This window comes from Streptomyces sp. NPDC048436 (assembly GCF_043200355.1).
GTDB lineage: Bacteria > Actinomycetota > Actinomycetes > Streptomycetales > Streptomycetaceae > Streptomyces.
In genome coordinates this window covers 463,325-483,863 of sequence record NZ_JBICXP010000002.1, presented here as the reverse complement: position 1 = coordinate 483,863, position 20,539 = coordinate 463,325, and the positions used below count along the sequence as shown (strand labels likewise).

Here is a 20,539-nt window from a genome sequence, read left to right as displayed (position 1 = left end):
CCGTACGTCCTGCCGGGGCGAACGACCGCCGCCCCGGCGGCTACTCACGAACCCGTCGAAGGACGACCGTCCATGTGCCGCTCCCCGTAGGCCCGGAAGAGCCCCTCCTGCACGACCGAGACCAGCAGCCTGCCCTCGATGTCGTAGATACGGCCGCGTGCGAGACCGCGGCCCCCTGTCGCGATCGGCGACTCCTGGTCGTACAGGAACCACTCGTCCGCACGGAAGGGGCGGTGGAACCACATGGCGTGGTCAAGGGACGCCATGTCGAAGCCGCGCGGGCCCCACAGCGGCTCCACCGGGATGCGCACGGCGTCCAGGAGCGTCATGTCGCTCGCGTACGTCAGCGCGCAGGTGTGCACGAGCGGATCGTCACCCAGTGGGCCGACCGCGCGCATCCACACCGCGCTGCGCGGCTCGGCGTCCTTGATCTCCTCCGCGGTCCAGCGCAGCCGGTCCACGTAGCGGATGTCGAACGGCTGACGTCTGGCCATGCGCTCCAGCTGCTCGGGGAGTGCGCCCAGATGCTCCGTGATCTCCTGCGCGACCGTCGGCAGCGACTCGGGGTTGGGAGCCGTGATGCGCGGCGGCAGCTGGTGTTCGAAAGCGCCCTCTTCGGGCTGATGGAAGGAAGCGGTGAGATTGAAGATGGTGCGGCCCTGCTGGACCGCGGTGACACGGCGCGTGGTGAAGGAGCGCCCGTCCCGCACCCGCTCGACCTGGTACACGATCGGTACGCCCGGACGGCCGGGCCGCAGGAAGTACGCGTGCAGCGAGTGCACCGGACGCTCGCCCTCGGTGGTGCGGCCGGCGGCCACCAGGGCCTGCCCGGCGACCTGCCCGCCGAACACCCGCTGCAAGGATTCCTGCGGGCTGCGGCCACGGAAGATGTTGAGCTCGATCTGCTCCAGGTCGAGCAGGTCGACCAGCCGGTCGGCGGGATTGTTCATGGTGTTTTCTCGACTCCTGTCTGGGGGCTGCTCGACGCGGTCAGAGCTGGCCGACGTCGGTGACCCGGACGACGGCGAGGCCTTGCTCGTCGGAGGCCGCGAGATCGACCTCCGCGCTGATACCCCAGTCATGGTCGCCGTTCGGGTCGGCGAACGTCTGGCGGACGCGCCACAGGCCGTGCTCCGAGTCCTCCTCGATGAGCAGCAGCCTGGGGCCGCGCGCGTCGGGACCGGTGCCGAGATCGTCGTACTCGTCCCAGTACTTGTCCATGGCCGCGCCCCAGGCGTCCGCGTCCCAGCCGGACTCGGCGTCCAGTTCGCCCAGCTCCTCGACGTGATCGAGTGCGGCCAGTTCGACGCGGCGGAAGAGCGCGTTGCGGACCAGGACACGGAAGGCGCGGGCGTTGGCGGTGACCGGCTTGACCTGGTCGGCGCGCTCCTGGGCCTCCTCCGCGGTCATGACCTCCGGGTTGGCGAGCTGCTCCCACTCGTCGAGGAGGCTGGAGTCGACCTGGCGGACCATCTCGCCGAGCCAGGCGATCAGGTCCTGAAGGTCCTCGGACTTCAGGTCGTCCGGGATGGTGTGCTCAAGTGCCTTGTACGCGCCGGCGAGGTAGCGCAGCACGATGCCTTCAGTGCGGGCGAGTTCGTAGAAGGACGTGAACTCCGTGAACGTCAGCGCCCGTTCGTACATGTCGCGGATCACGGACTTCGGGGAGAGAGGGTGGTCGCCCACCCACGGGTGGCTCGTCCGATAGGTGTCGTACGCGTGGAAGAGGAGCTCCTCCAGGGGCTTGGGGTAGGTGATGTCCTGGAGGCGCTCCATGCGGTCCTCGTACTCGACGCCGTCCGCCTTCATCAGGGCCACGGCCTCGCCGCGCGCCTTGTTCTGCTGGGCGGCGAGGATCTGGCGCGGGTCGTCGAGGGTGGACTCGACGACGGACACCATGTCCAGGGCGTACGAAGGGGACTCCGGGTCGAGAAGTTCGAAGGAGGCCAGGGCGAACGTCGACAGCGGCTGGTTGAGCGCGAAGTCCTGCTGCAGGTCGACCGTCAGACGCACGATGCGGCCCGTGGAGTCCGGCTCGTCGAGCTTCTCGACCACGCCGCCGGCGAGCAGCGAACGGTAGATGGCGATGGCCCGGCGGATGTGCCGCAGCTGCTGCTTGCGCGGCTCGTGGTTGTCCTCAAGCAGGTGGCGCATCGCCTGGAAGGCGTTGCCCGGGCGGGCGATCACCGCGAGGAGCATGGTGTGTGTGACGCGGAAGCGAGAGGTCAGCGGTTCGGGATCAGAGGAGATGAGCTTCTCGAAGCCTGCCTCGGTCCACCCCACGAAACCCTCGGGAGCCTTCTTGCGCACCACCTTGCGGCGCTTCTTCGGGTCGTCGCCCGCCTTGTTGAGTGCCTTCTCGTTCTCGATGACGTGCTCGGGCGCCTGAGCCACGACGAGGCCCGACGTGTCGAAGCCCGCGCGGCCCGCGCGGCCTGCGATCTGGTGGAACTCCCGCGCCCGCAGCGTCCGGACGCGCGTGCCGTCGTACTTGGTGAGCGCGGTGAACAGCACCGTGCGGATCGGGACGTTGACGCCGACGCCGAGGGTGTCGGTGCCGCAGATGACCTTGAGCAGTCCGGCCTGCGCCAGCTTCTCCACGAGCCGCCGGTACTTGGGCAGCATGCCCGCGTGGTGCACACCGATTCCGTGGCGGACGTACCGCGAGAGGTTGCGGCCGAACTTCGTGGTGAAGCGGAAGCTGCCGATCAGATCGGCGATCTTGTCCTTCTCCTCACGGGTGCACATGTTGATGCTCATCAGCGACTGGGCGCGCTCGACGGCTTGTGCCTGTGTGAAGTGCACGATGTAGACCGGTGCCTGCCTGGTCTCCAGGAGCTCGGTGATCGTCTCCGTGATCGGCGTCAGGCGGTATTCGTACGAGAGCGGGACGGGGCGTGTGGCGGAGCGGACGACCGACGTGGGGCGACCCGTGCGGCGCGTCAGGTCCTTCTCGAACATCGACACGTCGCCGAGCGTCGCCGACATCAGGATGAACTGCGCCTGAGGCAGTTCGAGGATCGGGATCTGCCAGGCCCAGCCGCGGTCCGCCTCCGCGTAGAAGTGGAACTCGTCCATCACGACCTGGCCGATGTCGGCGTGCTTGCCGTCCCGGAGGGCGATCGACGCGAGGACCTCGGCCGTGCAGCAGATGACCGGGGCGTCGGAATTGACCGAGGCGTCACCGGTCAGCATGCCGACGTTCTCGGTGCCGAAGAGCTTGCACAGGTCGAAGAACTTCTCCGACACCAGCGCCTTGATCGGAGCCGTGTAGAAAGTGACCTTGTCCTGGGCCAGCGCTGTGAAGTGCGCACCCGCCGCGACCAGGCTCTTTCCGGAGCCGGTCGGTGTGGACAAGATCACGTTGGCCCCGGAGACCACCTCGATCAGCGCCTCCTCCTGAGCCGGGTAGAGAGTGATCCCCTGACTCTCGGCCCACGTCGAGAAGGCTTCGAAGAGGGCATCGGGGTCGGCATCCGGCGGCAGCTGATCAATAAGGGTCACACCCCCATCTTGCCTTCCTTCTCACTCGATGAGGGAACCGGAGGTCCGCACGAAGATCACGAACGCTACGCTGTGTCGCCAACGGGGAGTCGGTACAACGGAAATGGGGCGGGGAACAGCCATGATGGGTCCGGCACACTCACTCTCGGGGGCGGCGGCCTGGCTCGGCGTCGGAGCGGCCGCGGCGGCCGCGGGGCACACGATGCCCTGGCCGGTCCTCCTGGTCGGAGCCCTGATCTGCGCCGGGGCCGCGCTCGCGCCCGACCTCGACCACAAGTCGGCGACCATCTCGCGCGCCTTCGGACCCGTCTCCCGTGGCCTGTGCGAGATCGTCGACAAGCTCTCGGCCGCCGTCTACAAGGCGACACGGAAGCAGGGCGACCCGCGCCGTGCCGGCGGGCACCGCACGCTCACGCACACCTGGCTGTGGGCCGTCCTCATCGGTGCGGGAGCCTCTGGGCTCGCCATCACCGGCGGCCGGTGGGCGGTCCTCGCGCTGCTCTTCGTCCACATGGTGCTCGCCATCGAAGGCCTGCTGTGGCGGGCCGCCCGCGGGTCGAGCAGCGATGTGCTGGTGTGGCTCCTGGCCGCGACGAGCGCGTGGCTCCTCGCCGGAGTGCTGGACAAGCCCGGGAACGGCGCGGACTGGCTTTTCACCGCGCCCGGCCAGGAGTACCTGTGGCTGGGGTTGCCGATCGTGCTCGGCGCGCTGGTGCACGACATCGGCGACGCGCTCACGGTCTCCGGCTGCCCGATCCTGTGGCCCATCCCGATCGGCCGCAAGCGCTGGTATCCGATCGGGCCGCCGAAGCTGATGCGGTTCCGGGCGGGCAGCTGGGTCGAGCTGAAGGTGCTGATGCCGGTCTTCATGCTGCTCGGGGGAGCGGGCGGCGCGGCCGCGCTCAACTTCATCTGAGGGCGGTGGGGGGTGCTGTGGTCGACCCGCGGGGATGCTGTGGCGGTCCGGCGATGAGTTCTGGCCGTGCCCCCGGTCTACAGAGCATGACAACGCACATGCTCAAGACGAATGGGGCCGAGCTCGCCTACGACGTCCACGGCCCCGCTCCGACGGCTGATGGACGTCCCCCGCTGCTCATGATCGGTCAGCCCATGACCGCCGCGGGCTTCGCAGCCCTGGCATCCCGCTTCCCCGAACGCACTGTGGTCACCTACGACCCGCGCGGCCTCGGCCGCAGCAGCCGCAGTGACGGCAGGCTCGATCATGACCCCGCGGTCCAGGCGGCCGACGTGCACGCCGTCATCCAGGCGCTGGGGGCCGGGCCGGTCGAGCTGTTCGGGAGCAGCGGCGGAGCCGTGGTCGCGCTGGCACTGGTGGCCGCGTATCCGGCCGACGTCACGACCCTCGTCGCGCATGAGCCGCCGCTGATCGCCGTACTGCCCGACGCCGAGGCCGCCGAGCGCGCAAGGGCAGGTGTTCTCGACACCTACGAGAAGCGCGGCTGGGGTGCCGGTATGGCGGCCTTCATCATGATGACGTCGTGGCAGGGCGAGTACACCGACGCCTATTTCGCCCAGCCCGAACCTGATCCTGCAGCGTTCGGTATTCCGGCGGAGGACGACGGCTCGCGCGATGACCCGCTGCTCTCCGACCGGTCGTGGGCCGTCAGCAGCTATCAGCTCGACGTGGGCGCGCTCTCCGCGGCACCGACGCGGGTGGTGATCGCGGTGGGGGAGGAGTCGGAGGGCGTGTTCACCGGGCGCACCTCGGTGGCGGCCGCCGAGCTCCTTGGGCAGGCGCCGACCGTGTTCCCGAGTCACCACGGCGGCTTCATGGACGGTGAGTCCGGATACCCCGGTAAGCCGGACGAGTTCGCGCTCAAGCTGCGCGAGGTGCTGGACCAGGGCTGATTCCGCAGGCAGTACGCGTCAACGCCGCGCTCCGCGGTGAGGAGCCGCCGCGCGCCGACGTCGGCGGTGACCGCCGCCGCACGCCCGACCCCGGGCGGGTGGCGCGTGGCGCGTCGGCAACCCTCGCTGAACGGTGCGGCACGGCGCGACTCGGCGTGACGCGTCAAGCAGGGCGGAGCGTGGAGAGCCGCTCCGCCCCGCTTTACCTGGCCGTACGTACTATCCGTGCCAGGAGCGCCACAGCGCCGCATAGGCGCCGCCTGCCCCCACCAGCTCGTCGTGGCTGCCGAGCTCGCTGATCCGGCCGTTCTCGACTACCGCGATGACATCCGCGTCGTGCGCGGTGTGCAGCCGGTGGGCGATGGCGACCACCGTGCGGCCGTCCAGGACGCGGGCGAGGGAGCGTTCCAGATGGCGTGCCGCGCGCGGGTCGAGGAGGGAGGTGGCCTCGTCCAGGACCAGCGTGTGCGGATCGGCGAGTACCAGGCGGGCCAGCGCGATCTGCTGGGCCTGCGCCGGGGTGAGGGCGAAGCCGCCCGAGCCCACCTCGGTTTCCAGGCCCTCGCCCAGAGCCTTCGCCCAGCTGTCCGCGTCGACCGCGCCGAGCGCCGCCCACAGTTCGGCGTCCAGCGCCCCCGACCTCGCCAGGAGGAGGTTGTCGCGAAGCGATCCCACGAAGACGTGGTGCTCCTGGTTGACCAGGGCCACGTGCGAGCGCACCTCCTCCGCGGGCATGGCCGACAACTCGGCGCCGCCCAACGTCACTTGACCGTTGCGCGGCGCGTAGATGCCCGCGAGCAGCCTGCCGAGCGTGGACTTGCCCGCGCCGGACGGGCCGACCAGGGCGACCCGCGAACCAGGCTCGACGGCGAGTGACACCTGCCGCAGGACGTCGACGCCCGCGCGGTATCCGAAGTGCACGTCGTCCGCGAGCACATGGCGTCCGTCCGGAGTCACGGAGCTGTCGCCCGCGTCCGGTTCGATGTCACGTACGCCGACGAGCCGGGCCAGAGAGACCTGGGCGACCTGCAATTCGTCGTACCAACGCAGGATGATGCCCAGCGGATCGACGAGCATCTGCGCGATCAGCGCGCCCGTGGCCAGCTGGCCGACGCCGATCCAGCCCTGCAGGACGAAGACGCCGCCGATCATCAGGACCGAGCACAGGACGGTGGCGTGGGTGAAGTTGATGACCGGGAAGAGGACGGAGCGCAGGTACAGCGTGTGCCGTTCCCATGCCGTCCATTCCTTGATGCGGCGCTCCGAGAGTTCCACCCGGCGCTCGCCGAGCCGGTGCGCCTCCACCGTGCGGCCCGCGTCGATGGTCTCGGCGAGGGCGGCGGCGACGGCGGCGTATCCGGCGGCCTCGGAGCGGTAGGCGGAGGGCGCCCGCTTGAAGTACCAGCGGCATCCGACGACCAGGAGCGGCACCGCCACCAGGATGGCGGGCGCCAGCGGCGGCGCGGTCACGGCGAGGCCGCCGATCAGCAGCGCGACCCACACCACCCCGATCGCGAGCTGTGGCACAGCCTCCCGCATCGCGTTCGCGAGGCGGTCGACGTCCGTGGTGATCCGCGACAGCAGATCCCCCGTGCCGGCCCGCTCCAGCACCCCCGGCGGCAGCCCGACCGCGCGTACGAGGAAGTCCTCGCGCAGATCGGCCAGCATCCGCTCACCGAGCATCGCGCCGCGCAACCGCACCTGCTGGACGAAGAAGGCCTGCACCACCAGGGCGACGGTGAAGAGTGCGATGGTGCGCCCCAGGTGGAGGTCGCGAGCGCTGTCCGAGACGTTCTCGACGAGGTCGCCCAGCAGGTAGGGACCGGCCATCGAGGCGATCACGGCGCACGTATTGACCGTGATGAGCAGGGCGAAGGCCCGACGGTGCCGCTGGACCAGCTCGCGTACGTAGGCCCCTACCGTCGCCGGCGCGCCGACGGGCAAGGTGTCCGCGGTGGTCGGGGCCGCCGGATCGTACTCCGGTGGCGCCAAGCCGATCATGCCGTCTCCTCGATGTCGATCTCGATGTTGATGGCGGCCAGGGAGCCCGGGCCGCGTTCCTTGCCCGGTGTTTCCTTGTCCAGCCTCACCGCATCCCGCTCCTCGTCCGTCTCGCGCGTCACGACCGCCCGGTAGCGCGGCTCGCTGTGCACCAGTTCGCGGTGTTCGCCCACCGCCGCGACCTCGCCCTCATGGAGGAAGACGACGCGCTCGGCTCGGTCCAGGAGCAGCGGCGACGAGGTGAGGACCACGGTCGTACGTCCGCTGCGCAGCCCCTTGATGCCCTCGGCGACCCGCGCCTCGGTGTGCGAGTCGACGGCGGACGTCGGCTCGTCGAGCACGAGGACGCCGGGGTCGGTGACCAGCGAGCGTGCCAGCGCGAGCCGTTGCCGCTGCCCGCCGGACAGGGAACGGCCGCGCTCCGTGACGTGCGCGTCCAGCGGAGCCTCGTCCACGGAGGCCTGCGCCAGGGCGTCCAGGACGTCCGAACACTGGGCGGCATCGAGGGCCTCGTCGGCGCTCACGGCTCCCGACGCGGGTACGTCGAGGAGTCCGCGGAGCGTGCCGGAGAGCAGGACCGGGTCCTTGTCCTGGACGAGGACGGCGGTGCGGGCGGTGGCCAGCGGTATCTCATCGAGCGGTACGCCGCCGAGCAGTACCGAAGGCAGCTTCTCGGCGTCGTCGAACGCCGCGTGCCCGCCGAGCCGTTCGGCCAGCCGTCCCGCCTCGTCCGGGTCACCGCACACGACGGCGGTGAGACGGCCCGAAGGCGCGAGGAGCCCGGTCGCCGGGTCGTAGAGATCGCCCGCGGGAATCTCCGGGCCGTACAGATCATCCACAGAACTCGTCTCGCCCGCAGCACTCGTCCCCGACCCGCCGGGCTCCCCGTCCTCGTCGCGTGTCGTGCGCTGGAGCGAGAGCACGCGGGCGGCGCGCTTGGCCGAAGGACGCGAGAAGCTGTAGGCCATCGCGATCTCCTCGAAGTGCCGCAAGGGATAAGTCAGCATCGTGACCGCGCTGTAGACGGTGACCAGTTCGCCGATGGTGATCCGGCCTTCGCGGGCCAGGTTGACGCCGTGCCAGACGACGACGATCAGCAGCAGCCCGGGCAGCAGCACCTGGACCGCCGAGATCGCGGCCCACATCCTGGCGCTGCGCACGGCGGCCGTACGCACCTCCTGCGAGGCGCGGCGATAGCGGTCGAGGAAGAGTTCCTCGCCGCCGATGCCGCGCAGCACCCGCAGACCGGCCACGGTGTCCGAGGCGAGTTCGGTCGCCCGCCCGGCCTTCTCCCGCTGGTGGTCGGCGCGCCGGGTGGCGCGCGGCAGCAGCGGAAGCACGGCGAGCGCGAGCACCGGGACGCCCACCGCCACGACGACACCGAGCGCGGGCTGGTAGACGAGGAGACCGACGCAGACCAGGACGACCGTGACGGCGGCCGCCGCGAACCGCGAGACCGCTTCGACGAACCAGCCGATCTTCTCGACGTCCCCGGTGGAGACCGCGACCACCTCACCCGCGGCGACACGCCGGGTGAGCGCCGAACCCAGCTGCGCGGTCCTGCGCGCAAGGAGCTGCTGGACGCGGGCGGCAGCGGTGATCCAGTTGGTGACCGCGGTGCGGTGCAGCATGGTGTCGCCGAGGGCGATGGCGATGCCGCACAGGACCATCACCCCGCCCGCCACGGCGAGCCGCCCGCCGGAGCGGTCGACCACGGCCTGGACGGCGTAGCCGACCAGATAGGGGAGCACCGCGATGGAGCCGAAGTGCAGCAGGCCCCAGGCGAGCGACTTGAGCTGGCCGTCGATCTGATTGCGCCCCAGCCAGCGCAGGAAGTGAGGGCCCGAGCGGGCATCCGGCATGCCCGGGTCGGCGTACGGAAGATCGCGAATCTGCATGACGTCCCAGGATCGTAAGAGGGGAACCGTCGGTTCGGCGGAGAGTGCCGGCGTGAACGGACGGCCGTGAACGGGCGGAGCTGACAAGGAGACAGCGGAGCTGACAGGGAGACAAAGAGGACAGAGGAAAACAGACGTCGGTAGTAACAGCCCGTGAAAGGTTCGCCTCGTACGGTCGCGCGAAGCAAACGGTTTTCCGTCGCGGAGTAAAGATTCGGCCCCTTCTCCGCCCGGGACCCGGCGCCGGTCCGGCGCGCGCGAACGGGGTGCGACCATGGACGGATGCGTATAGCCGGTGCGGTGCGAGTGGCGGCCGCGTTCGCGGCCTGCGGTGTTCTTCTTACGTCCTGCGGAAGTTCGGACGACGGGGCGGACGCCGGAGCGAACAAGGGCGATGCGGGCGGGGAGCAGGCCAAGGGAGCGGAGGCCACGACGAACCTCAAGCGCATCCCCGACGTGGGCGACGGCCTCCAGAACAAGATCCCCGAGAACTCACGGCAGGTCGTCGCGGTCTACGGCGCAGGAGAGGACTCGGCGAAGTCCACCGTCGTCCTCTACACGAAGCCGAAGTCCGGTTCGACCTGGGACAAGACCCGCAGCTGGGCCGCGCACAACGGCAAGAAGGGCTGGACCACCGACCACCGCGAGAACGACAAGCGCAGTCCGGTCGGCGTCTTCTCGCTCACCGACGCGGGCGGCGTACTCGCCGATCCGGGCGCGAAGTTCCCGTACACCGAAAGCGCGTCGATGCAGGCCCCGCACTACTGGGCCAAGTCGCACTGGCACGACTTCGACTACGTCATCGCCATCGACTACAACCGCGCCAAGGGCACCCCGCCCAACGACCCGACCCGCCCCCAGGGCCAGTCCAAGGGCGGCAGCATCTGGCTGCACATGGACCACGGCAGCGGCACGTCGGGCTGCGTGAGCCTGTCGAAGCCGGGCATGGAATACCTCCTGAAGAACCTCGACCCGAAGCAGCACCCGGTCGTGGTGATGGGCGACAAGAGGAACCTCAAGGCGTAGCCAGGCTGTCGTCGCCGACACGCATTGCGGTGATCGTCGACTCCCCGTAGAACACCTCCATGAGAAGACGCGTCATGTCCATGCTCGCCGGGGTCACCCTCGCGGCGAGCACACTCTTCAGCGCGGGTCCGGCCACGGCCGACACGCCCCCGGCGGAGTTCGGGAACGACTGGCACGACCCGGTCACGGCCGCCCCGCCCGTCCCGAAGCCGCACACCACGTCATGTGAAGTGACCGTGGCAGAGGCGCAGTTCAAGGACTTCACGCCCTACAAGGGCACCTACACCCCGCCCAGGAAATGCGGTGCGGGCGACTGGAGCAAGGTGGTCCTGCGTCTCGACGGCAAGGTCAAGGGACGACAGTACGACCGTCTCGGATACCTCCGCATAGGCGGCGTCGAGGTCTTCCGTACGTCCACTCCGGAACCGTCCGTCGACGGCATCACCTGGTCCGTGGAGAAGGACGTCACGCGCTACCGCGAAACCCTGGGGCGCGCGAAGCCGGTCGAGATGCTCATCGGAAACGTCGTCAACGACACGTACACGGGAGTCATCGACGTCAAGGCGACCCTGACGTTCTACGCGGCGGAAAAGGGCGGGAAGCCGGGTCAGGCGTCCCCGGACCGCGTCCTGCCCCTCGGCGACACCACCACTCTCACCACCCCGCGCAACAGTGAACGCATCGTCGCCGAGGTCTACGCCACCGGGTCCGGCGGCGGCTGCGAGGAGTACTGGTACCTGACGGTGCCCGACGCGGCGCCGTACTCCTGCAAGGCCGAGGACGGCCCCTACCGCGAGGTGCAGGTCACCGTCGACGGCCAACTGGCCGGTATCGCCACGCCGTTCCCGACCGTGTGGACGGGCGGCTGGTCCAACCCCTTCTTGTGGTACGTGATTCCGGGCCCCCGCGCCTTCGACATCAAGCCCATCGAGTACGACCTGACGCCGTTCGCCGGGCTGCTCAACGACGGCCGCCCGCACCAGGTGGAGGTCTCCGTGACGGGCAGGCCGGAAGCGACGGCCGGCTGGAGCACCCCGACCAACATCCTTCTCTGGCAGGACGAGAAGCGCGAGCACGTCACCGGCGAGCTGACCGGGCACAAGGCGGGCGAGCTCGCGAACAAGGCGACGTACACGCCCGGTTCACCGGACAGCGCGCACCGACTCGACACAGACGGCAGTCACCGGCTCAGCGTCTCGGGGTACGTCGACACCTCTCACGGCCGCGTCGAGACCACCGTCACCCGCGCGCTCGCCAACACCTCGGTCCACCGCTGGACCGACGGCGAGTCGACGGACGCGCTCAAGTCGACCTGGACGGACCGCGAGACGGTCACCACGGACGGCCGCACGAGGCGCACCGACCGGACGTACACGATGGGCGGCACGACGACGCTCGGTGCGGGTGACCGGCTGCGCACCGAGATCGCCCTCGGCGACCGTGCGGAGACCGCCGTCACCCACCACGGGCGACGCACAGCCCGTTCGGTGACCGATGACCGCTACGAGGGCGACGCGACGTACACCGCCAACGTCCCGCGCGAGGACCGGCATGCCGTCGGCACCTCGCGTGAGCGCTATCGCGCGTACGGCGACGGCGACATCGGCTGCTACGACCGCACGCTGGCCACCGAACAAGGTGCCCTGACGGCAGACCGGCTGCGCTGCTGACGAGCGCTCCGCTACCCCGGGCCGGCCGCATCCGATGCGGTCGGCCCGGCTCTGTTTGGAGCAAGATCCAAGATTTACACGGATGTGATCTGGAGGTCTTTTGCGGAAGCAGGCACTCCGCCATAGTGGCGCCTCGCGGAATGAAACTTCCGTATGTCAGAAGTCACGTGACGTCTCACCCCAGGAGTGCCCGTGCCGCAGTCCGTACCGTCCCTGCCGCGACGCGTAGCACGCACATTGCGGACCTCACTGTTCGCGCAGGTCGCCTGCGCGCTGGTGATCGGAGTCCTTGTCGGACGGCTGTGGCCCCACGCGGGCACAGCGGTTCAGCCGCTCGGCGACGGCTTCGTACGTCTCATCAAGGCGATGATCGCCCCGCTCGTCTTCTGCGTGGTCGTCGCCGGAATCACCAAGGCCGGAGATCTCAAGGCCTTCGGCCGCATCGGGCTCAAGGCCCTCATCTGGTTCGAGGTCGCGACCACGGTCGCTCTCGTCGTCGGTCTGCTCGCCGGAAACCTCGTACAGCCCGGCGCAGGAATGAACGTCGACCCCTCCCAGCTCGACGCGTCCGCCGTCGACGAGAAGACCGGCGGTGGTGCACTGCCCTCGACCAGCGAGTTCATCCTGCACTCGCTGCCCGACAGCGCGGTCGGCGCCTTCGCGGAGAACTCGCTGCTCCAAGTCCTCGTCCTGTCCTGCCTGGTGGGCGCGGCCCTGCTGCACCTGGGCAACACGAAGGTCCCCGCGATCCTGCCCGCCATCGAGCAGGGCCAGGAGGTCGTCTTCGCGATCGTCGGCTTCATCATGAAGCTGGCACCGCTCGCCGTGTTCGGCGCCACCGCGCATCTGGTGGGGGAGTACGGCCTCGGCGCCCTGTCGACGTACGGCAAGCTCATCGGTGTCTGTTACGCGGTGGCCCTGATCTTCCTCGTCCTGCTCGGCGTGGCCCTCAAGGCGCTGACCGGCCTGAGCCTGTGGAAGTTCGTCCGTTACACACGCGAGGAGATGCTGCTCGCGCTCGGCACGGCCTCCAGCGAGACCGTCATGCCGCGCATGATGCAGAAGCTGCGCCAGGCGGGCTGCCGCGACGACGCGGTGGGCCTTGTCCTGCCGACCGGGTACTCCTTCAACCTCGACGGCGCCTCGATCTACCTCTCCGTGGGTACGTTGTTCATCGCGCAGGCCGTGGGCGTGGACCTGAGCCTGGGCCAGCAGATCACCGTCGTACTCGTCCTGATGCTGACCAGCAAGGGCATGGCGGGCGTGCCCGGTTCGGCGTTCCTCGCGCTGTCCGCGACCGCCTCCGCGCTCGGGGTCATCCCGGCGGGCGCGGTCGCCCTGCTGCTCGGCGTGGACCGCATCATGGACGCCATGCGCGTCGCCACGAACCTGCTCGGCAACTGCGTCGCCGTCTTCGTGGTCTCGCGCTGGGAAGGCGCGCTGGACACCGAACGGGCGAAGAAGGTGCTCGGCGGGGAGATCGCGTTCGTGCCGGAGCAGGCGGAGCAGGCGGAGCAGGCGGAGCAGACGGAGCAGACGGAGGAGCCCGGCAGCGCGGAGGCCAGCGCCGCCGGGCCCAAGTCCCTTACGCCTGCGGCTTTGGCGAGTCCACTCCCGGACGCGCCTTCTTCCACAGTCCGCGAGTGAAGTCGGGGATCGCCTGCGGCGCGCCTTTCGCCTTGATCGACAGATGGCTCAGGGGAACGGGCGACGTCCAGGTCGCGGCGTCGTAGACGTCGAAGTCGGGTACGAGGCCGAGCTGCATGGTCTGCATCAGACGGAAGATCATGATGTAGTCCATGCCGCCGTGCCCGCCGGGCGGATTCGCGTGCTCCTTCCACAGCCAGTGGTCGTACTCGTCCGCGTACTTGGCGAAGTCACCCCACTCGTCGTTCGTGTGGTCCGGCTCGATGTAGATGCGCTCCGGGTAGTCCTCGAAGACGCCCTTGGTGCCGCCGAGGCTGTTGATGCGGCTGTAGGGATGGGGCGTCGAGACGTCGTGCTCCAGGCGGATCACCCGCCCCTTCGCCGTCTGTACGAGGCTGATGGTGCGGTCGCTCTCGATGTACGTCTCTTTCCAGCTCGGGTCGCCCGCGGGCATGTGCGCCTTGCGGTACTCGGCCAGGCCGAGGGCGGGCGTGCCGAAGCTGGAGATGTGGGTGACGCGGTCGCCGCGGTTGATGTCCATGTAGTTGGAGACCGGGCCGAAGCCGTGGTTGGGGTAGAGGTCGCCGCGCAGCCGCGTGTGCCACAGGCGCCGCCACGGGCCCTCGTAGTAATCGGGGTCGAACATCAGGCCGCGCAGATCGTGGTTGTAGGCGCCCGCTCCGTGCAGCAGATCGCCGAACTTGCCCGCGTGGGCCATGCGCAGGACACGCATCTCGTTCTTGCCGTAACAGCAGTTCTCCAACTGCATGCAGTGTCTGCGGGTGCGCTCCGAGAGGTCGACCAGTTCCCACAACTGGTCCAGCTGGAGGGAGATCGGACACTCCACGCCGACGTGCTTGCCGTTCAGCATCGCCGTCCTGGCCATGTCGAAGTGCCAGTCCCAGGGCGTCGCCACGTACACGAAGTCGACGTCACCGCGCTTGCACAGGTTCTCGAAGTCGTGATCGCCCTTCGTGTACGTCGCCGGGGCGGGCTGACCCGCGGCGGTGACCTTCTTCGCGGCGGCCGCGGTCTTGTCCTTGACCGGGTCGCAGAGCGCGACGACCTTCACCCCCGGGATCGCCAGGAACAGGTCGATCATGCCGCCGCCGCGATTGCCGAGCCCGACGATGCCCACACGCACCGTGGAGCGCCGCTCGAACGGTACGCCGATCATGGTCTTGCCCTGGGGGGCGGGCGCCTCGGCGGTTGAAGCCGCCGCCGCGGGCGCGCCCTGCGGGGCATCGGCGTGGGCCGTGCCGCCGGTGAGGGCGCCGATGCCGAGCCCGGCTCCGGCGAGGCCGGCGGTGCGGAGCACGGCACGGCGGGAGGTGCCGTCGGCTGAGTCGTCAGGGGTCGCGGACTCGTCGGGGTTCGGGATCGCGTTCTCGTCGTGCATCGGACCTCCGTGGCTTGGATGCCTGCGCTGGAACGGATGCCACCCTGATGGGGGGACGCGCGTGGCGCAAGGGACCGAAGTGGCCAGGGAGTTGGACTTTCCTTTACCGAGCCAGCTGTCGCCGACGCGGACCGAGCCAGCTGTCGCGGATACTTACGGGCGGGTCGCGCGCTCAAGCTCCATGAGCACCGAGTAGTAGGTGCGGCCCGTCGCGTGGTCCATGCCGACCTCGCACATGCGGTTCGCCGAGAGATGCGCGTCGAACTCCCGCGCGGTGACCTCGGCGGCCTCCTTGCGGGTCGCCGACTCCGTCAGCTCCTTGTGGAGCATGCCGCGGTCGCCCGCGAAGGCGCAGCAGCCCGCGTCATCGGGGACCACCACCTCGTCCGCGCAGGCCTCGGCGAGGGCACGCAGCTGTGCCTCGTCGCCGAGGTGGCTCATCGAGCAGGTGGGGTGCAGGACGGCGGAACCGACCCTGCGGCGCACGGTGAGCCGGGGGACCAGCTCGTCCGCGGCCCACACGAGGGAGTCGACGATGTTCAGCTCCCGGTGCAACTGCCGGTTGTCCGCGGTCAGATAGGGCACGACCTCATGCGCCATGCCCAGCGTGCAGGAGGAGGCGTCCACCACGAGGGGCAGCCTGCCGCCCGCCGTCCAGCCCCAGGCCGCCTCGACGATGCGGTTGGCCATCACGACGTTGCCCCTGTCGTACCCCTTGGAGTGCCAGATCGTCGCGCAGCACGTCCCGGCGACATCGTCCGGAATCCAGAGGGGCCTTCCGGCACGCGCGGAGACGGCGACGACGGCCTCCGGCAGGGAGCGGTCACCCGGGCTCCCGAAGATGCGGTTGACGCACGCCGGGTAGTAGACGGCGCTCGCGCCCACGCGTGCGGTGCGCGGCAGCTTGCGGGCGGCTGCGCCGGGGATGTCCGGCAGCCACTCGGGGACCAGATCGGGCCGCACGGCCTTGCGGGCGGTGCGCGTCACCGTGGTCAGGAGCCGGTCGCTGATGCGGTCGGCCGCGGCCACCGCGAGCCGCGCGGAGGCCTCGACCGCCTTGAAGTTCCTGGCGGCGAAAGCGGCGGCCTTCTCCTCGCGCGGCGAGTGCCGGGCGTGGCGGAAGTCCTTCATCAGGGCGCCCGTGTCGATGCCGACCGGGCAGGCCAGCTTGCAGGTCGAGTCGCCCGCGCAGGTGTCCACGGCGTCGTATCCGTACGCCTCGATGAGGCCGTCCTCGACCGGGGAGCCGGGGGACTGGCGCATCATCTCGCGGCGCAGCACGATCCGCTGGCGGGGTGTGGTCGTCAAGTCCTCGCTGGGACAGGTCGGTTCGCAGAAGCCGCACTCGATGCACGGGTCCGCGATCAGCTCCACCTTGGGGATCGACTTCAGGCCCCGCAGATGCGCCTTCGGGTCACGGTCGAGGACGATGCGCGGTGCGAGCACACCGTCCGGGTCGATGACCTGCTTGGTGCGCCACATCAACTCCGTGGCCTTCGGGCCCCATTCCATCTCCAGGAACGGCGCGATGTTGCGCCCCGTCGCGTGCTCGGCCTTGAGCGAGCCGTCGAAGCGCTCGACGGTCAGCCGGCAGAAGTCGTCCATGAACGCGGCATAGCGCGCCACGTCCGCAGGCTTCCCCGCGTCGAAGGCGAGCAGGAAGTGCAGATTGCCGTGCGCGGCATGCCCCGCGACGGCGGCGTCGAAGCCGTGCCGCGTCTGCAGGTCGAGCAGAGCCTCGCAGGCTTCGGCCAGCCGGGACGGCGGCACCGCGAAGTCCTCGGTGATCAGCGTCGTCCCGGAGGGCCGCGAACCGCCGACCGCCGTCACGAACGCCTTGCGGGCCTTCCAGTAGCCCCCGATCGTCTTCGCGTCCCGCGTGAACGTGTTGGTCACCGAGGCGACCGGCGCGACGAGTTCGAGCCCCTCGACCACCTTGGCGGCGGCTGCCTCGTACGCCGCCTGGCGCGCCTCGTCCGGTGCGCGGAACTCCACCAGGAGCGCCGCCGTCGACTTCGGGAGATCCGCCCAGTCGGCGGGCACCCCGGCAACGCTGGTCGACGCACGCAGTGTGTTGCCGTCCATCAGCTCGACGGCCGGCGCTCCCGCCTCGTTGAAGAGCGGGACGGCGGCCGCGGCGGCGGGCAGGGACGGAAAGAACAGCAGGCCCGTGGTGATATGCCTCTCCAGCGGAAGCGTGTCGAAGACGACCTCGGAGATGAACCCGAAGGTGCCCTCCGAGCCGACCATCAGGCCGCGCAGGATCTCGACGGGTGTCCCGCCGTCCAGGAACGCGTCGAGACGGTAGCCGTTCGTGTTCTTGATCTCGTACTTCGCGCGGATCCGGGCCGTGAGCTCCTGGTCGGCCTCGATCTCCCGCTTGATCGTCAACAGGCCCTCGCACAGGGCGGGTTCGGCGTGCGCCAGCTGGTCGTCGGCGTCCGGATCGGCCGTGTCGACGACCGTCCCCGACGGCAGGACGAAGGTCAGCGAGGCCACCGTGCGATACGAGTTGCGGGTGGTGCCCGCCGTCATCCCGGATGCGTTGTTCGCGACGACCCCGCCGACCGTGCAGGCGATGGCGCTCGCGGGGTCGGGGCCGAGCACGCGCCCGTGCCGGGCGAGCGTGATGTTGGCCCGCAGCACCGTCGTACCGGGCCCGATGCGCGCCTGCTCGCCGTCGCCGATGACCTCGACGCCCGCCCAGTGCCTGCGCACGTCGACCAGGATGTCCTCGCCCTGGGCCTGGCCGTTGAGGGAGGTGCCCGCCGCCCGGAAGACGACCTCGCGGCTCCTGCCGTGTGCGTACGACAGGACGGCGGAGATGTCGTCGATGTCCTCGGCGATCACCACGACCTGCGGCACGAAGCGGTAGGGGCTTGCGTCGGAGGCGTACCGCACGAGGTCGGAGATCTTCGTCAGGACCTTGTCCTCGCCGAGCAGCGCGGACAGTTCCGAGCGCAGCGGCTCAGGAGTGCCTCCGGCCAGCCGGTCCGGCACCCGGTCGGGAGCCGGGCCCTCCGTGCGAGACCCGGGGCGCAGGGCTTTCGGCGTGGGCTCCAGCAGCGGCATGAGCTCTCCTCGGCGGGGTCGGACCGGCGGGCGGTGTCAGCAGCGACGGACGTCCGGCACATCGAACAGCGCGTTCAGCAGGCCGCCGAGCTGCTCGCGCTGCTCGGCGTCCAATGGGGCCAGGATGTCCTCCGCGGCGGCCCGGCGCGCGTCGCGCAGCTCCCCGAGCGCCTTGCGTCCCGCGTCCGTCAGTTCGATGCGGATCACCCGGCGATTGGTCGGATCGGGCACGCGACGTACGAGATCACCGGCCTCCAGGCCGTCGACCAGCGTCGTCACGGCGCGCGGGACCACTTCGAGGCGCTGGGCGAGGTCCGCCATGCGCGGCGGCGTCTCGTTGTGTACAAGGGTGCGGAGCAGTCGGGACTGGGCCGGGGTGACGCCGAGCGGCACCAGATGGCGCTTCTGGATACGGTGCAGCCTGCGGGTCAGCCGCAGCAGCTGTTCGGCGAGCAGGCCGTCGGCGTCCGGGGTGTTCATGCGGGAACATTATCAGGACCATGTGCATTGTGAGTATAGGTAACAGTGAGCTATGCTCCCTCAATCATCGTCGGCACTTTCCCAGCTGAGCCGACCGTCATCGCCGGTCCGCGCGCCGGCGGCCGTCTCACCTCCCGTAGGAGCCCATGCCTCACGACGAACCCAAGTGGACCCCGCAGCCCCTGCCCCCCGGCGAGGAGGAACAGCCGCGGCAGATCCGCCGCATCCTGCGCCTCTTCCGTCCCTATCGCGGTCGCCTCGCGATCGTCGGCATGCTGGTCGGCGCCGCGTCCCTGGTCTCGGTCGCCACCCCCTTCCTGCTGAAGGAAATCCTCGACACCGCGATCCCCCAGGGACGGACGGGCCTGCTGAGCCTGCTCGCCCTCGGCATGATCCTGAGCGCGGTCGTCACCAGCGTCTTCGGCGTCCTGCAGACCCTGATCAGCACGACGGTCGGACAGCGCGTCATGCACGACCTGCGCACCGCCGTCTACGGCCGCCTGCAGAGCATGTCGCTCGCCTTCTTCACCAGGACCCGCACCGGAGAGGTCCAGTCCCGCATCGCCAGCGACATCGGCGGCATGCAGGCGACGGTCACCTCCACCGCCACCTCCCTGGTCTCGAACCTCACCAGCGTCATCGCCACCATCGTCGCGATGCTCGCCCTCGACTGGCGTCTGACGGTCGTCTCGCTGCTCCTGCTGCCCGTGTTCGTGTGGATCAGCCGCCGGGTCGGCCGTGAGCGCAAGAAGATCGCCACACAGCGCCAGAAGCAGATGGCCGCGATGGCCGCGACGGTCACCGAATCGCTCTCCGTCAGCGGCATCCTGCTCGGCCGCACGATGGGCCGCGCCGACTCCCTCACCCGCTCCTTCGCCGACGAGTCCGAGCGCCTCGTCGACCTGGAGGTCCGGTCGAACATGGCGGGACGCTGGCGGATGGCCGTCATCACGGTCGTCATGGCCGCCATGCCCGCCGTCATCTACTGGACCGCGGGCCTCGCCTTCCAGATGGGCGGCCCGACGGTCTCGATCGGCACGCTCGTCGCCTTCGTCTCGCTCCAGCAGGGCCTGTTCAGGCCCACCGTGAGCCTGCTCTCCACCGGCGTACAGATCCAGACCTCGCTCGCGCTCTTCCAGCGCATCTTCGAGTATCTGGACCTGCCCATCGACATCACCGAGCCCGAGCGTCCCGTCCGCCTGGACAAGATCAAGGGCGAGGTCCGCTTCGAGGACGTCGAGTTCAGCTACGACACCGCCGACGACCGGCAGGGCCTGATCCTCGACGGCATCGACATCACGGTCCCCGCGGGCGGCAGCCTCGCGGTCGTCGGTCCCACCGGCTCCGGGAAGTCGACCCTCAGCTATCTCGTCCCCCGGCTGTACGACGTGACGGGCGGCCGGGTCACGATCGACGGCGTCGACGTGCGCGACCTGGACTTCGACACACTGGCCCGCGCGGTCGGCGTCGTCTCCCAGGAGACCTATCTGTTCCACGCCTCGGTCGCCGAGAACCTGCGCTTCGCCAAGCCCGACGCCACGGACGATGAGCTGATCGCGGCCGCCGGCGCCGCCCAGATCCACGACCACATAGCGTCCCTCCCCGACGGGTACGACACCGTCGTCGGCGAGCGCGGCCACCGCTTCTCCGGTGGCGAGAAACAGCGCCTCGCCATCGCCCGTACGATCCTGCGCGATCCGCCCGTCCTCATCCTGGACGAGGCGACGAGCGCCCTGGACACCCACACCGAGCACGCGGTGCAGGAAGCCATCGACGCCCTGTCCGCCGACCGGACGACCCTCACCATCGCCCACCGGCTCTCCACGGTCCGCGACGCCGACCAGATCGTGGTCCTGAACGCGGGAAGGACCACCGAACGCGGCACGCACGAGGAGCTTCTGGAGAGGGACGGCCATTACGCCGCCCTGGTCCGGCGAGACGCCCAACTGGAGCCGGTGACGTGAAGATGTGCA

General features: G+C 69.8%; 13 protein-coding genes. 6 read left to right on the top strand and 7 right to left on the bottom strand.

What is annotated here, in order from left to right; all coding sequences use genetic code 11:
* Positions 1 to 44: 44 nt before the first annotated feature.
* Both ACGFX9_RS08710 and ACGFX9_RS08705 read right to left on the bottom strand, forming a co-directional pair.
* Positions 45 to 950 (bottom strand): acyl-CoA thioesterase, encoded by a 906-nt coding sequence (locus tag ACGFX9_RS08710; RefSeq protein ID WP_393466883.1) that lies wholly within the window; start codon positions 948 to 950, stop codon positions 45 to 47.
* A 40-nt stretch (positions 951 to 990) separates the two neighbouring features.
* A complete protein-coding gene (locus ACGFX9_RS08705) occupies positions 991 to 3,504 on the bottom strand; it encodes a DEAD/DEAH box helicase (protein ID WP_393466880.1) in 2,514 nt (837 codons plus the stop codon).
* A 121-nt stretch (positions 3,505 to 3,625) separates the two neighbouring features.
* On the opposite strand from ACGFX9_RS08705, the gene ACGFX9_RS08700 reads away from it, so the two are divergent.
* Both ACGFX9_RS08700 and ACGFX9_RS08695 read left to right on the top strand, forming a co-directional pair.
* Positions 3,626 to 4,420, top strand: a complete 795-nt coding sequence (locus tag ACGFX9_RS08700; RefSeq protein ID WP_393466878.1) for a metal-dependent hydrolase — start codon at positions 3,626 to 3,628, stop codon at positions 4,418 to 4,420.
* A gap of 86 nt (positions 4,421 to 4,506) precedes the next feature.
* The gene (locus tag ACGFX9_RS08695) at positions 4,507 to 5,373 is read left to right on the top strand and encodes an alpha/beta fold hydrolase (RefSeq protein WP_393466875.1); all 867 of its coding nucleotides are present in this window, start codon (positions 4,507 to 4,509) and stop codon (positions 5,371 to 5,373) included.
* Between the two features lie 219 nt (positions 5,374 to 5,592).
* Here the strand turns inward: ACGFX9_RS08695 and ACGFX9_RS08690 are convergent, their stop codons facing one another.
* Together ACGFX9_RS08690 and ACGFX9_RS08685 are read right to left on the bottom strand one after the other, a co-directional pair.
* Positions 5,593 to 7,374, bottom strand: a complete 1,782-nt coding sequence (locus ACGFX9_RS08690) for an ABC transporter ATP-binding protein (protein WP_393466872.1) — start codon at positions 7,372 to 7,374, stop codon at positions 5,593 to 5,595.
* Entirely contained in the window at positions 7,371 to 9,272 is a 1,902-nt protein-coding gene (locus ACGFX9_RS08685) for an ABC transporter transmembrane domain-containing protein (protein WP_393466869.1), read from the bottom strand. Before ACGFX9_RS08685 ends, ACGFX9_RS08690 begins: the two co-directional genes overlap by 4 nt.
* A 282-nt stretch (positions 9,273 to 9,554) precedes the next feature.
* Between ACGFX9_RS08685 and ACGFX9_RS08680 the strand changes: the two genes are divergently transcribed.
* The 3 genes from ACGFX9_RS08680 (at position 9,555) to ACGFX9_RS08670 (ending at position 13,615) form a co-directional block, all read left to right on the top strand.
* The gene (locus ACGFX9_RS08680) at positions 9,555 to 10,298 is read left to right on the top strand and encodes a L,D-transpeptidase family protein (RefSeq protein WP_393466866.1); all 744 of its coding nucleotides are present in this window, start codon (positions 9,555 to 9,557) and stop codon (positions 10,296 to 10,298) included.
* A gap of 59 nt (positions 10,299 to 10,357) precedes the next feature.
* Entirely contained in the window at positions 10,358 to 11,968 is a 1,611-nt protein-coding gene (locus ACGFX9_RS08675) for a peptide-N4-asparagine amidase (protein WP_393466864.1), read from the top strand.
* A 192-nt stretch (positions 11,969 to 12,160) separates the two neighbouring features.
* Positions 12,161 to 13,615, top strand: coding sequence for a cation:dicarboxylate symporter family transporter (locus tag ACGFX9_RS08670; protein WP_393466862.1), 1,455 nt, complete (start codon positions 12,161 to 12,163; stop codon positions 13,613 to 13,615).
* On the opposite strand, the gene ACGFX9_RS08665 is transcribed toward ACGFX9_RS08670, so the two are convergent.
* The 3 genes from ACGFX9_RS08665 to ACGFX9_RS08655 all read right to left on the bottom strand — a co-directional run bounded on the left by ACGFX9_RS08665 (position 13,554) and on the right by ACGFX9_RS08655 (position 18,566).
* On the bottom strand, positions 13,554 to 15,014 hold the full coding sequence (locus ACGFX9_RS08665; protein WP_393466859.1) for a Gfo/Idh/MocA family protein: 1,461 nt from the start codon (positions 15,012 to 15,014) through the stop codon (positions 13,554 to 13,556). The genes ACGFX9_RS08670 and ACGFX9_RS08665 overlap by 62 nt on opposite strands.
* A 153-nt stretch (positions 15,015 to 15,167) precedes the next feature.
* Positions 15,168 to 18,086, bottom strand: coding sequence for an FAD-binding and (Fe-S)-binding domain-containing protein (locus ACGFX9_RS08660; RefSeq protein WP_393466856.1), 2,919 nt, complete (start codon positions 18,084 to 18,086; stop codon positions 15,168 to 15,170).
* A 36-nt stretch (positions 18,087 to 18,122) separates the two neighbouring features.
* Positions 18,123 to 18,566, bottom strand: coding sequence for a MarR family winged helix-turn-helix transcriptional regulator (locus tag ACGFX9_RS08655; RefSeq protein WP_393466853.1), 444 nt, complete (start codon positions 18,564 to 18,566; stop codon positions 18,123 to 18,125).
* Between the two features lie 146 nt (positions 18,567 to 18,712).
* On the opposite strand from ACGFX9_RS08655, the gene ACGFX9_RS08650 reads away from it, so the two are divergent.
* Entirely contained in the window at positions 18,713 to 20,530 is a 1,818-nt protein-coding gene (locus tag ACGFX9_RS08650; protein WP_393466850.1) for an ABC transporter ATP-binding protein, read from the top strand.
* Positions 20,531 to 20,539 lie beyond the last annotated feature (9 nt).